Origin of the sequence: Altererythrobacter sp. B11 (genome assembly GCF_003569745.1) — a bacterium.
In the GTDB taxonomy this organism is placed as follows: Bacteria; Pseudomonadota; Alphaproteobacteria; order Sphingomonadales; family Sphingomonadaceae; genus Croceibacterium_C.
Genome location: NZ_AP018498.1, coordinates 2,530,594 through 2,542,725, shown reverse-complemented (window position 1 = coordinate 2,542,725; position 12,132 = coordinate 2,530,594). Strand labels below are relative to the sequence as shown.

12 protein-coding genes are annotated in these 12,132 nt (G+C 58.6%); all 12 read left to right on the top strand.

Going from position 1 to position 12,132, the window contains the following annotated elements; genetic code table 11:
* Nucleotides 1-13 precede the first annotated feature (13 nt).
* The 12 genes from benC to AEB_RS12150 all read left to right on the top strand — a co-directional run bounded on the left by benC (nucleotide 14) and on the right by AEB_RS12150 (nucleotide 11,824).
* Complete coding sequence (benC, locus tag AEB_RS12200) at nucleotides 14-1,036, top strand: benzoate 1,2-dioxygenase electron transfer component BenC (RefSeq protein ID WP_119083405.1); 1,023 nt, start codon at nucleotides 14-16, stop codon at nucleotides 1,034-1,036.
* On the top strand, nucleotides 1,033-1,809 hold the full coding sequence (gene benD / locus AEB_RS12195; protein WP_119083404.1) for a benzoate diol dehydrogenase BenD: 777 nt from the start codon (nucleotides 1,033-1,035) through the stop codon (nucleotides 1,807-1,809). The genes benC and benD overlap by 4 nt, the downstream gene beginning before the upstream one ends.
* A 10-nt stretch (nucleotides 1,810-1,819) precedes the next feature.
* Nucleotides 1,820-2,002 carry a hypothetical protein gene (locus AEB_RS18080; protein ID WP_145985301.1) on the top strand — a complete coding sequence of 61 codons (183 nt, stop codon included), beginning with the start codon at nucleotides 1,820-1,822 and terminating at the stop codon, nucleotides 2,000-2,002.
* Entirely contained in the window at nucleotides 2,003-2,713 is a 711-nt protein-coding gene (locus AEB_RS12190) for a CoA transferase subunit A (RefSeq protein ID WP_119083403.1), read from the top strand.
* A complete protein-coding gene (locus AEB_RS12185) occupies nucleotides 2,713-3,360 on the top strand; it encodes a 3-oxoacid CoA-transferase subunit B (protein WP_119083402.1) in 648 nt (215 codons plus the stop codon). The genes AEB_RS12190 and AEB_RS12185 overlap by 1 nt, the downstream gene beginning before the upstream one ends.
* Entirely contained in the window at nucleotides 3,357-4,562 is a 1,206-nt protein-coding gene (pcaF, locus tag AEB_RS12180; RefSeq protein ID WP_119083401.1) for a 3-oxoadipyl-CoA thiolase, read from the top strand. The genes AEB_RS12185 and pcaF overlap by 4 nt, the downstream gene beginning before the upstream one ends.
* A complete protein-coding gene (gene pcaD, locus AEB_RS12175; protein WP_119083400.1) occupies nucleotides 4,562-5,347 on the top strand; it encodes a 3-oxoadipate enol-lactonase in 786 nt (261 codons plus the stop codon). The genes pcaF and pcaD overlap by 1 nt, the downstream gene beginning before the upstream one ends.
* A 40-nt stretch (nucleotides 5,348-5,387) precedes the next feature.
* The gene (locus AEB_RS12170) at nucleotides 5,388-6,113 is read left to right on the top strand and encodes an SDR family NAD(P)-dependent oxidoreductase (RefSeq protein ID WP_119083399.1); all 726 of its coding nucleotides are present in this window, start codon (nucleotides 5,388-5,390) and stop codon (nucleotides 6,111-6,113) included.
* Nucleotides 6,114-6,158: 45 nt separating this feature from the next.
* Complete coding sequence (locus tag AEB_RS12165) at nucleotides 6,159-7,007, top strand: helix-turn-helix transcriptional regulator (protein WP_119083398.1); 849 nt, start codon at nucleotides 6,159-6,161, stop codon at nucleotides 7,005-7,007.
* Between the two features lie 481 nt (nucleotides 7,008-7,488).
* Entirely contained in the window at nucleotides 7,489-8,004 is a 516-nt protein-coding gene (locus tag AEB_RS12160; RefSeq protein WP_119083397.1) for a 2,4'-dihydroxyacetophenone dioxygenase family protein, read from the top strand.
* A gap of 41 nt (nucleotides 8,005-8,045) precedes the next feature.
* On the top strand, nucleotides 8,046-9,203 hold the full coding sequence (locus tag AEB_RS12155) for a glycerol dehydrogenase (protein WP_172593080.1): 1,158 nt from the start codon (nucleotides 8,046-8,048) through the stop codon (nucleotides 9,201-9,203).
* A gap of 74 nt (nucleotides 9,204-9,277) precedes the next feature.
* Complete coding sequence (locus AEB_RS12150) at nucleotides 9,278-11,824, top strand: TonB-dependent receptor (RefSeq protein ID WP_119083395.1); 2,547 nt, start codon at nucleotides 9,278-9,280, stop codon at nucleotides 11,822-11,824.
* Nucleotides 11,825-12,132 lie beyond the last annotated feature (308 nt).

The window sequence follows — 12,132 nt, the reverse complement described above, 5'->3', positions numbered from 1 at the left end:
CTGGAGAGGTCGTATGGATTATCGTATCGCACTCAATTTCGAGGACGGCGCTACGCGCTTTATCGACTGCAAGCCGGCTGAGAGTGTGCTGGACGCGGCGTATCGACACAAGATCAACTTGCCGATGGATTGTTCGGACGGTGTTTGCGGGACATGCAAATGCCGGTGCGAAGAGGGCGAGTATGACCTGGGGGACGACTATGTCGAGGATGCGCTGAGCAAGGATGAAGCGGCAGAGCGGATGGTCCTGACTTGCCAGATGCGACCCTCGAGCGACTGTGTCTTGGCTGTCCCAGTGCCATCGTCAGCCTGCAAGGTGAAACCAGCCGAACATGCGGGCACGGTCAGCTTGGTAGAAGGCATCTCGAATTCGACCTTCCTCCTTGGGGTGACGCTCGACGATGTGAGCGCCCTCCACTTTCTGCCGGGGCAATATGTGAGCCTCAATGTACCGGGAACGTCGCAGAGCAGGGCGTATTCCTTTAGTACCGCCCCAGGATCCAAAGAGGCGCGCTTTCTTATCCGCAATGTGCCGGGCGGCCTCATGAGTGGATGGCTGTCGCGGGAAGCGGCGATCGGACAGCGCATGAGCTTCGTCGGACCCAACGGGAGTTTCTTCCTTCGTCCAGTTGAGCGGCCCATTCTCATGCTCGCGGGCGGAACGGGTCTTGCCCCTTTGCTCTCAATGCTGGAAGTGCTGGCCGATCGGGGTTGCACGCAGCCTATCCATCTCATCTACGGGGTGACGACCGATGGTGACCTCGTTGAAACGGCGCGCATTGAGTCCCTCGCCGAGCGACTGCCGACGTTCAGTTGGGCAGGTTGCGTTGCCGAAGAGGCAAGCAACCATCCCCTGAAGGGGTATGTAACCCAGCATCTAAGCGATGCACATCTAAACGGTGGCGATAGCGACATCTATCTTTGCGGCCCGCCGCCGATGGTCGAGGCCGTGCGCATTTTCCTTCGCGACAAGGGCGTGACGCCCGCACATTTCCATTACGAAAAATTCACGCCAAGCGAGACGGTGGTGGCATGATCTTCCACGGTCGATTCGCCGGCAAAGCCATCGTCGTAACGGGCGCTGCCCAGGGCATTGGGCAGGCGGTCGCCGAGCGCATGGCGGCTGAGGGCGGGCGGGTGTTGTTCGTCGATCGAGCTGATTTCGTGACTGAGGTGGCGAGCCGAGCGACGGGTGAGGCGACCGGTTTCTGCGCTGACCTTGAAACCTATGAAGGGGCGACACAAGCGATAGCCGCCGCAGCGGATAAGTTTGGCGGGATCGATGTCCTTGTCAACAATGTCGGTGGAGCGATCCGCATGCGGCCTTACGCCGAGTTCGAACCTCCGCAGATCGAGGCCGAGATCCGTCGATCGCTACTGCCGACCTTATGGTGCTGCCATGCGGTGCTGCCCTATATGCTGGCAGCCGGGGGCGGCTCGATCGTCAATGTTTCGTCCAATGCGACACGCGGGATACACCGTGTGCCCTACTCGGCGGCCAAGGGCGGTATCAACGCTTTGACCCTTTCGCTGGCAATGGAATATGCTGACAGGGGTATTCGTGTGGTCGCGACTGCACCTGGGGGCACCGAGGCCCCGCCGCGCCGGATTCCACGCAATGCTGCCGGCGACACTGCCGCGGAGCAGGGTTGGATGGCGGATGTGGTCGAACAGGTGAAGAGCTCGAGTTTTCTGAAGCGATATGGAACCTTAGAGGAGCAGGTGGCGCCGATCCTGTTCTTGGCCTCGGACGAGGCAAGCTATATCACCGGATCGGTTCTACCCGTGGCTGGCGGCGACCTTGGCTGAGTCGGGCGCCATGAAGACTGCGATCGTTGTTGGCGCGACCTCCGGCATCGGCGTCGGCATCCACGTGAATACGCCGATCGTGGTACCGCCGCCCCATTTTTACGCGAAGCAGGCCGCAAATCATGCCGGCCAGTCGGTCGTTTGCCGGCTCTTAAACTGCACGCCGAGCCCATTAGGAAGGTTGCAAATCTAGATGTCGTCCAAAATCTACACTTCACCAGCCGCGGCGCTTGAGGGCTTGCTCTTCGACGGCATGACGATCATGTCTGGAGGTTTTGGCCTCTCCGGCAATCCGGAAAGCTTGATCCCGGAAATAAGGGCGTCAGGCGTACAGAACCTCACCGTCATTTCGAACAACGCCGGCGCAGATGGCTTTGGCTTGTGGATGCTGCTCGAAAGCCGGCAGATACGCAAGATGATCGCCTCCTATGTGGGCGAAAACAAATTGTTCGAAAGCCAGTACCTTTCCGGCGAGCTCGCGCTAGAGCTCAACCCGCAGGGAACGCTCGCCGAACGCATCCGCGCCGGCGGCGCCGGCATTCCCGCTTTCTATACTAAGACCGGGGTGGGGACCATCGTTGCTGAGGGCAAACCCATCGAGACCTTCGAAGGCCAAGACTATGTTCGTGAGACGTGGCTGCGCGCCGACCTCTCCATTATCAAGGCGTGGCGAGCGGATCCGGCGGGCAATCTCATGTTCCGCAAGACTGCGCGCAACTTCAATCCGAACATGGCAACAGCCGGCAAGGTCACTGTCGTCGAGGTCGAGGAGATCGTCGAGGCGGGCAGCTTCGATCCCGACTGCGTCCATACGCCCGGCATCTATGTCGATCGAATTGTGTCGGCCACCATCAATGAGAAGCGGATCGAGAAGCTAACGACCCGCCAGAGGGAAATCGTATGATGGGCTGGACACGGGAAGAAATGGCGGCCCGCGCGGCAAAGGAACTGCAAGACGGCTTCTACGTCAATCTCGGCATCGGCATACCCACCCTCGTCGCCAACTATGTACCTGCGGGCATTAATGTGACGCTCCAATCGGAGAATGGCATGCTGGGAATCGGGCCCTTCCCCTTCGAGGGAGAGGCGGACCCCGACCTTATCAATGCGGGCAAGCAGACTATCACCGCGCTCGCGACGTCCAGCTTCTTCTCTTCGGCAGACAGCTTCGCGATGATTCGTGGCGGCCATATCGACATGGCGGTGCTGGGCGCGATGGAGGTTGCCGCCAATGGCGATCTCGCAAACTGGACCATTCCAGGGAAGATGATGAAGGGTATGGGCGGCGCCATGGACCTGGTCGCGGGCGTCAAGCGTGTGGTCGTCGTCATGGACCATGTGTCCAAGAACGGCAGTCCGAAACTTCTTCATGCCTGCAGCCTGCCACTGACCGGCCGTCAGGTCGTCGACCTCATCATTACCGACCTGGCTGTCCTCAGCGTCGATAAGGCCAACGCCGTGCTCGGCCTTGTCGAGCTGGCGCCCGGTATCAGCGAGGAAGAGGTTCGCGCTAAAACCGAGGCTCCAATCGCCGAAGTCGCCGCCCTATGAGTCAGGCATTCATCTGTGACGCAATCCGCACGCCGATCGGGCGGTTGAACGGTTCCCTGGCCAACGTTCGCACGGACGATCTCGCCGCGCTGCCGATTCGGGCGCTGGTCAAACGGAACCCCAGTGCGGATTGGGGCGCGTTAGATGACACGATCATCGGCTGCGCGAACCAATCGGGCGAGGATAATCGCAATTTGGCGCGCATGGCGGTGTTGCTGGCCGGCCTGCCGGAAACGGTGCCGGGTATGACTGTCAATCGGCTGTGTGGCTCGGGCCTCAATGCGGTAGGTATTGCCGCGCAAGCTATCCGATCAGGCGACGCGGATTTCATCATTGCCGGCGGAGCGGAGAGCATGACGCGCGCGCCCTATGTCCTCGGCAAAGCGGACAGCGCTTTCGGCCGCGACCAGAAGATCGAGGACACGACGCTTGGCTGGCGCTTCGTCAACCCTGCGATGAGAGCGGCTTATGGTGTCGACACGATGCCACAGACCGGTGAAAATGTCGCCGAACAGTGGAACGTCAGTCGCGAGGACCAGGATCTGTTCAGTCTCAGGAGCCAGGAAAAGGCGGCAGCCGCGCAGGCTTCGGGGCGTCTCGAGGCGGAAATCGTGGCCGTTTCCGTTCCTCAGAAGAAGGATGAGCCCATCCTGTTCGCTGCGGACGAGCATCCACGGGCGACGAGCCTAGAGGCGCTAGTCAAGCTGAAGCCTGTCGCGAAGCCCGGGGGCACGGTGACGGCGGGCAACGCATCCGGCCTCAACGATGGCGCGGCCGCGATGCTGGTCGCATCCGAGACCGCCGCGAAGCGCTATGGCCTCACCCCGCGCGCCCGGATCGTCGCCATGGCCTCGGCCGGCGTCGCGCCGCGGATCATGGGCGTGGGGCCGGTCGAGGCCGCGAAGCGGCTGTTCTTGCGCACGGGCCTCACAATAGCGGACATGGATATCATTGAGCTCAATGAAGCCTTTGCGAGCCAAGCCATCGCCACTCTGCGAGACCTCGGTGTCGATCCGATCAACGACGCACGTGTCAATCCCAATGGGGGTGCCATCGCACTAGGCCATCCCCTCGGAATGTCGGGTGCACGCATCACAATGTCAGCTGTCGAAGAACTTCACCGCACTCGTGGACGCTTTGCGCTCGCCTTCATGTGTATCGGCGTCGGACAGGGCATCGGCATCATCCTGGAGCGCATCTGATGACCGAGACAATCACGATGGGCGATGGCACGCATATCGCCTACCGGCTAGACGGACCCGAGGATGCGCCCGTCCTGCTCCTTTCGAACTCGCTCGGTACGAACATGCAAATGTGGGCGCCACAAATAGCGGCCTGGAGCGTCGACTTCCGCGTGCTTCGCTACGATCAGCGCGGCCATGGTGCGTCCGATGGGCCGGTTGGAGCCTATTCGCTCGATCGCTTGGGGCGCGATGTGATCGAACTTCTCGATGCGCTCTCCATTCAAACCATCGATTTCTGCGGCTTGTCGCTGGGCGGGATGACCGGGCAATGGCTCGGCATCCATGCATCGGAGCGCATTCGGACGCTGGTTCTTGCCAACACGGCAGCCTACATGGGCCCGCCTGCAAACTGGGACGCCCGCATCAATCTCGTCCGCACGGAGGGGATAACGCCGTTGGTCGAGGCGTCGATCTCACGTTGGTTTACGCCCTGGTTCCAAGAGACCCACGCCGCAGAGATCGAACCGATAGCGGAGATGCTCCAGGCCACCAACCCTGACGGTTACATGGGATGCTGCGCTGCCATTCGCGATATGGATCTCCGTAAAACGGCGCACCTCATTCCTGTTAGGACGTATATCATCGGCGGAGCACTGGACCCTGCCACCCCGCCTCAGCGAAGCGTCGAGCTCAAAGAGTCCATTGTGGGTTCGAGTCTCAAGATGCTCGAGGCAGCGCATCTTTCCAATGTCGAACGACCGACCGAGTTTGCCGCCGAAGTCCGGGACTTCGTCCTCACATGAATGGCAATGGTTCTGATCAGAAACTACTAAGGAGTGAGATATGAATGATGCAGGCAAGGGCGCGCATTCCGGAAAGACAATCGTGATCACTGGCGCTACCTCGGGCATTGGTGAGGCTTGTGGCCGCTTTTTCGCAGAGGCGGGCGCGCATGTGCATGGATGGGGCCTTCGCGCCGACCAGTCAGTCCTGGCAGGCGTCGAAAATATCTCGCTCAAGGAACTGGATGTGACGGACGAGGCCGCCCTGGGCGGCGCATTCGACACCCTGCAGTCGGTCGACTATCTGATACCTGCCGCAGGGATCAGTGTCGCGCAGCGCGAACATGAACCCGAAATTTTCGACAAAGTCTTGGCGATCAATCTGACGGCGGTCATGCGAGCATGCACGCTCGCTCGGCCCCGTATGGGGCAGGGGGGCGCCATGGTCCTAATAGCTTCGATGTACAGCACCTTCGGATCGGGCGACCGCCCGGCCTATGCAGCCAGCAAAGGCGCGATCGTTCAGCTCACTCGGTCGCTCGCGCAGAGCTATGCGCCTGACGGCATTCGCGTGAACGCGGTCGCGCCAGGCTGGATAGACACTCCGCTCCTTGCACCATTGAAAGCGGATACCGCTATCTCCGCCGCTATCCTGGGCCGGACGCCGCTTGCGCGCTTCGGCGAACCTGTCGAAATCGCAAAAGTCGCCTCATTTCTGTGCGGGGATGGCGCATCCTTTGTGACGGGGGCGACCATTCCCGTCGATGGAGGTTATCTGACAGTATAGCCCGCGCGTGTTTTGGGAAGTGAACAAAAAAATAGGAGAGGAGTAATGACGCTATCGCGAGAAGAAATCATCTATTCAAATCAGCGTCGCCTTCGTGGCGCTTTGCTCGACACCAAGACCGCTAAGAGCTATCCGCTGGCGCGCGATCTTGCCAGTGAGCTCCTCCTTTACCTTGACGATTCTAAAGCTTGCTGGATGCTTGCCGCCGATCGCCTTCGCACAATCTTGGCCGTGGAACGTGTTGATGGGGGTTTCGCGACACCGCAAGAGCAACGTTATCATCCTGGTCAGAGTGAGAGCCTTAGCGATCTGGAGGAGATCCCATCGCTGAGCGGTATCATCGTCAGCAATGCAGAAGACGGTATGCGGCAACTCTGGAATTCTCCCAAGCCGGTGGTATTCAGGTCCATCCGCGAGGAAAGGGCTTTTGGCACGCGGTTGCGCTCCGACTTGGTGCGGGCGGGCGTCGGCACGAAGATGGCTTATGCGCTTCATGACGAAACGGGGCCTTTTGCCTTGCTGTGCGCGGATCGGGTGAAGCGAGGCGAGCCGGAATGGGCGACATGGCAATATGACCTCTTCGAGGATATCTCGAAACTATTTCTCGGCCCCATTCTAGGCGCAGCGCGATCCATTGGAGAGCAGGCGGCACCTCCGGATTTGACTGCTCTTCACTCATTGTCGAAAGCGGAACGGAAGATCGCAGAGCTGGTTTCGCGCGGAATGAGTTACAAGGAGATAGCCCGCACTACCGGACGATCCGTATTCACCGTGGATCACCATCTGAGGAATATCCGTGCGAAGCTGGGGATCGTGTCCCACGCCAAGCTCGCAAGCTTCCTCAACGCGCGTTTTCTCGGTAACGGACCCGGCCCGGCGAATGCGCCCCATTAAAGCTGCATATCATGTGCCCGTTAGTTCGTTGCATCTAGGGGACCACGGCTGGCGCGCGTGTCGTCGCGAGTCCAGTCGGACTATCTGACTCTCAATTTGTCCGCCGTCCAAGGGGCCACACGCCAGTCTGCATTTGGCGCTACCATCCTGCCGAAGGGGCTCGTGCACGGACCGCCCGTGCAGCTGCTACCGAGTCCTGCATAGCTTGACCCTTACGGGACCAACGATCCGCTTTGATGCGGTAAGGTCGGATATGCCGGGACCCGGAATCGAAGTCGCGTTCCCTTACGAGCGCGCGTTACCGGTGTGTTCCATGTGATCGGCCACCATCGCGATCGCAAATACTCCGATTTTACCGCATTCTAAGCCAAAAATAGCGAGTCTTCGCGATAGACGGAGCTTTCCCGTGATGAGAAAATCAGGGCGAATGGCGGATATCAAAGCGCCGAAGAAACCAAAACATTGGAATGGGAACTAGATAATGGAGAGTCAGATTTTGACTGCGGCCTCCGGTATGAGTGCCGACGAACTTCGGATCCTCGGCCGGCATGAACAGTTCGGCGTTCCCGACTTATACATCAATGAGGCGGATTCCCTTTATCATCCTTGGGTTGGAGACGTCTGGCTGAAGCCTCTACGCTTTGATGTTCGTAACAACCTCTACGTCACGATCCTTTGGTCGAAAGGACCGGGCGGTCTTGGACGCCATCGGCATCGCGGACCCGTGTCCGCGTTTACGCTGGAAGGATCGTGGCGCTATGAGGAATATGATTGGGTCGCCCGCACCGGAGACTTCGTTCAAGAGAATCCCGGCGTCATTCACACTTTGACGAGTGATACCGGCACAAAGACGCTGTTCTTTGTCGGTGGCTCCCTCGAGTTCTACGACGACGACGACAATCTCGAGAATATCATGGACGTATTCTCGTTCCTCGATCTCTACATCAATTACTGTGGAGAGACAGGGCAGGCAGTCAACAAGAGTCTCATTTTCTAAGCCAATCACAAGCAGACAAAAAAATGTCGTGGGAGAGGGGCATGCGGAAGGCAGCGATAGAGATATTTGGCGGGGCGCAGTCCCTGGATAGCACCAAGGTGTTTTTCTGCGCACACCGCTATGTGCAGGGACCAGGCGTACTCGAAGATATCGACACTTATTTGCCGATGGTCGGCGGTCGGGTGCCCGGGCTCTTGCTGCCAGGCGATCTTCCCCCCGCGATCGGCGAGACGGTCGAAGCCGCATTTGCCACCGCTGACATCGCGGCGGTCCGTTCTGCGTTCGGCGGCCAGTGTTCGTTCGAAGAAATCGATTCGCAGGTGGCAACCTTTCGGGCCGCAGCTATCGATGTTCTCGTTGCCATCGGTGGTGGGAAGGTGATCGATGCCGCCAAATGCATTGCCCGCCGAATCAATGTGCCCCTGATTGTCTGCCCCACACTCGCGTCTACCGATGCGCCTTGCTCTGCAGCGGCCGTGGTCTACACGGCCGAAGGCGCTTTCAGAGACGTCGAATTCCTTCCCAGCAACCCGGATTTGGTCGTAGTAGACACAGCGATAATCGCGAAGGCGCCGGTGCGGTTCCTCCTTGCCGGTATGGCGGACGCCCTCGCGACCGGCTACGAGGCGCGGACCTGCGTCGCTAATGCGGCTGCGCGTTCCATGGTCGGTGGACGGATCACAATCGCCGCCGCAACCATTGCGGAAATATGCTCGAGAACGATTTTTGAGCATGCAGACAACGCAGTGGCTGCAGTAAAATCCGGCATTCTCAATGAAAGTTTCGAACGTGTTGTGGAAGCCAACACGTTGCTGAGCGGTACCGGGTTCGAAAGTGGTGGGCTGGCGGCCGCCCATGCGGTCGCCTCGGCTCTAACCCTTGTACCATCAATCGAGCACCGCTTTCTTCACGGCGAAATGGTGGCCGTCGGGACGATGATTCACTTGCAACTCGAGGGGGACGGGGCAGAGTTGGAGCGTGTGGATACGCTTCTCGCCCGCTTGGGCCTACCCCGTGCCCTCTCGGATCTCGGCATCACCGTACAGGACGGGGATGGGACGTTCGTCATGCTCGTGGAAGCCGCGTGTAATTTCCCTTTTATGAAGAATGAGCCGTTCGAAGTCACCCCCGATATACTGAAGAAGGCGATATTCGAAGTCGAAGAACGGCGCATGTCTTCGGCGCAATACGCCGCCTAACGAAATACAGAACCACTAAAAGCGCGCCATTCTATCTGGCGAAGAATTGGAAACTTATAACAGGGAGAGGATATATGATGGCATCAAATGCCAAATGCATGCGTGTGCGTGCGTTGATTCTTTCGGGGACAGCCATTGCCTGCGTCGCATCCAGCGGGACTGCTTTGGCACAAGTGGTCGCCGATGCTGCGCCGCCCCAGGTGCAGCAAAGCCAAGAGGACGTATTCGGCGACATCGTCGTAACAGCGCAGAAGCGGTCGCAGTCGACTCAAGATGTCGGCATCTCGATTTCTGCCTTTAGCGGGGATCAGCTTCGAACACTCGGAGCTACCGATGTTAAGAGTGTTGCCGCGCTCGTTCCAGGCTTCACGGTCGCACCGTCGAGTCGCAGCGCCCCGATCTATACGATCCGCGGAGTGGGCTTCAATACTCCCAATGCGTCGTCGTCATCGCCTGTCGGCATCTACTTTGATGAGGTATCATACCCTTACCCCGCAATGACGGCCGGTCCGTCATTCGACATGGAGCGCGTCGAGATCCTGAAAGGGCCTCAGGGGACACTTTATGGCCGTAATACCACCGGTGGGCTGGTAAATAATATCGCTATGAAGCCGACCTCGGAAAGTAGCGGCTATCTGAGAATCGGCGGGGGAAACTACGGCAGCTACAACAGCGAGGGCGCGATTAATGGCGCTATCACAAATACGCTCAACGCCCGTTTCTCCTTTGCTACGGAACGATCGACCAAAGGCTGGCAGGTGAATATTTCCGATGGCAGCCGCTTGGGCGAGGTAGACCGCGCAGGGGCGCGTCTTCAGCTCCAGTGGAAGCCTTCCAGCGATCTCTCGTTCCTGCTAGCGGGCAACTGGTGGCGCGACAAATCGGACACGCAAGTCGGACAGGTCGTTCTGGTCTTCCCCAAGGCCGTCAATGTCGCCGTCACGCCGGCGAATTCGGCGAGCATCGCCTCAATCCTGGACGGACTCGGGTTTCCCGGTGACTCGATCGTTAACCAAGCCTTCACGCCAACGGGCGCCAGCCAAGCAAAATGGACAACAAAGCCGTTCTTCTTTCAAGGGACCGAGGGCGGGAATCACTATAATCCAGTTCCGATCAACAACTATCGCCGCAACAACGAACTGTTTGCTCTGTCGCTGCGCACAAACTGGACGATTGCCCCCAACGTCGATCTAACCGCACTTACCGCTTACTCTCATTATCGTCAGGAGCAGGGCCAGGATATATCCGGTTGGGATATTCCCAATGCGATCTCGATCGACAGGGCTAGGATCAGCTCCTTTTCACAGGAAATCCGGCTGAGTGGCAAGACCAGCAGCCTGAACTGGATCGCAGGCGCGTTCTATGCGCATGACAAGACCAATGAAAATAACTCCAACTGGAGTCCGGTCGGCACCAATATCGGTCCGCTGCGCCAGCTGGCGGCGCAAACGGTGGCCGCGCAGGGCGGCACGCTCGGCCAGCAGCAGGACGTGCTCTACGGCTTCACTGACTGGGCCGATACCATCCAGCAAAGGATCGACACCGCATCGGTTTTCGGGCAGGCGCAATATAAGATAACTCCGCAGTTCGAGCTCACTCTCGGCGCCCGCTACACCCGCGATAAGGCCCGGTTCGTAGGCTGCACACTCGATCAGGGTGATAACAGCATCGCTTCGGTCTGGAACGTTTTCTTCCGCGCGAACGGCATCCCGTCAAATGTGGCTCCCGGCGGTTGCGTGACCTATAATGGTGACCTGGAAGCAGTCATACAAAGTGGCGGAACCTTGCCTTTCCCAGCACAGGAACTGGCACATCAGCAGCTCAAGCAGGACAATTTCGCCGGCCGGGTAGGTCTCGACTTTCATATCGACCGGCACAGCCTGCTCTACGCGTCCTTCACCCGCGGTTTCAAATCCGGTGCATTCCCAAACATCGACGCGAACGTTGCCACCCAATATGCACCGGCTAAGCAGGAGCGGGTCGACGCGTTCGAGGCCGGTTTCAAGCTAGCGCCGACGAGCGGACTGACGATCAATGGGTCGGCTTTCTATTATGATTACAAGGATAAGCAGGTGTTCGGTGCGGTACCGGACATCATCTTCGTCTATCTCAACAGGATAGTAAACATACCCAAATCTCATCTGTATGGGATCGAGGGTGAAGTGTCGGTCAGTCCTCTGGAGGGACTAACGGCCAGGCTGAGTGGCACCTACATCAAGTCGAAAATCGACGAGTATTTTGGCTTTGACCAGTATGGTCGGCAAGGCGATTTCGCTGGCCAAGGCTTCGCGTTCACGCCGAAGGTGCAAGTCAATGGCGTGATCAGCTACGGCTTTGACGTCGGCAGCAATTTTAATGCGCGGCTTACGGGTTCTGGGCGCTATACAAGTTCACAGCAGGGCGATCTCATCAGCGACCCATCGTTCCATATCGATCCGTACACAGTTTTCGACGCAAATGTCAGCATCGAGACAAACGACACGAAATATCAGCTGAGCTTCTTTGTCAAGAATTTGACTGACAAATACTATTGGACCAGTGTGCAGGGCCTTCAGGACAGTGTGATCCGATATGCCGGTACGCCACGCACGTTCGGCGGTTCGGTTACGGTCCGCTTTTAAGGTCGTTTCGGTGGAACTCGGCGGCGCAATCGCGCTGCCGGGCGCACCGACCGGAGGAATGATCAAGGTGGTGACACGCTCCTGGTCCGATCGACAATTCAGAGTTGTGGCTCTGGACGATGAACTGCTGGCAAAGGTCCGGTCACAATGTTCGACGCCGAAATGACAAACCTCTTTGCAGGACATGAACCGGCTTACCGCTGGTTAGAACGATTGGCCGACGCGAGCTACGTTTGACCGGTCTCCGATTTGTATTCGGCCAAAAGGAGAAATCTGGTGGTTTCGTACAGAAGGTTTGGAAGCCCGGT

Bases quoted from the DNA above. Each gene is read 5' to 3' on its own strand.
- benC (WP_119083405.1), top strand. From the start codon at position 14: ATGGATTATCGTATCGCACTCAATTTCGAGGACGGCGCTACGCGCTTT.
- benD (WP_119083404.1), top strand. From the start codon at position 1,033: ATGATCTTCCACGGTCGATTCGCCGGCAAAGCCATCGTCGTAACGGGC.
- AEB_RS18080 (WP_145985301.1), top strand. From the start codon at position 1,820: ATGAAGACTGCGATCGTTGTTGGCGCGACCTCCGGCATCGGCGTCGGC.
- AEB_RS12190 (WP_119083403.1), top strand. From the start codon at position 2,003: ATGTCGTCCAAAATCTACACTTCACCAGCCGCGGCGCTTGAGGGCTTG.
- AEB_RS12185 (WP_119083402.1), top strand. From the start codon at position 2,713: ATGGGCTGGACACGGGAAGAAATGGCGGCCCGCGCGGCAAAGGAACTG.
- pcaF (WP_119083401.1), top strand. From the start codon at position 3,357: ATGAGTCAGGCATTCATCTGTGACGCAATCCGCACGCCGATCGGGCGG.
- pcaD (WP_119083400.1), top strand. From the start codon at position 4,562: ATGACCGAGACAATCACGATGGGCGATGGCACGCATATCGCCTACCGG.
- AEB_RS12170 (WP_119083399.1), top strand. From the start codon at position 5,388: ATGAATGATGCAGGCAAGGGCGCGCATTCCGGAAAGACAATCGTGATC.
- AEB_RS12165 (WP_119083398.1), top strand. From the start codon at position 6,159: ATGACGCTATCGCGAGAAGAAATCATCTATTCAAATCAGCGTCGCCTT.
- AEB_RS12160 (WP_119083397.1), top strand. From the start codon at position 7,489: ATGGAGAGTCAGATTTTGACTGCGGCCTCCGGTATGAGTGCCGACGAA.
- AEB_RS12155 (WP_172593080.1), top strand. From the start codon at position 8,046: ATGCGGAAGGCAGCGATAGAGATATTTGGCGGGGCGCAGTCCCTGGAT.
- AEB_RS12150 (WP_119083395.1), top strand. From the start codon at position 9,278: ATGATGGCATCAAATGCCAAATGCATGCGTGTGCGTGCGTTGATTCTT.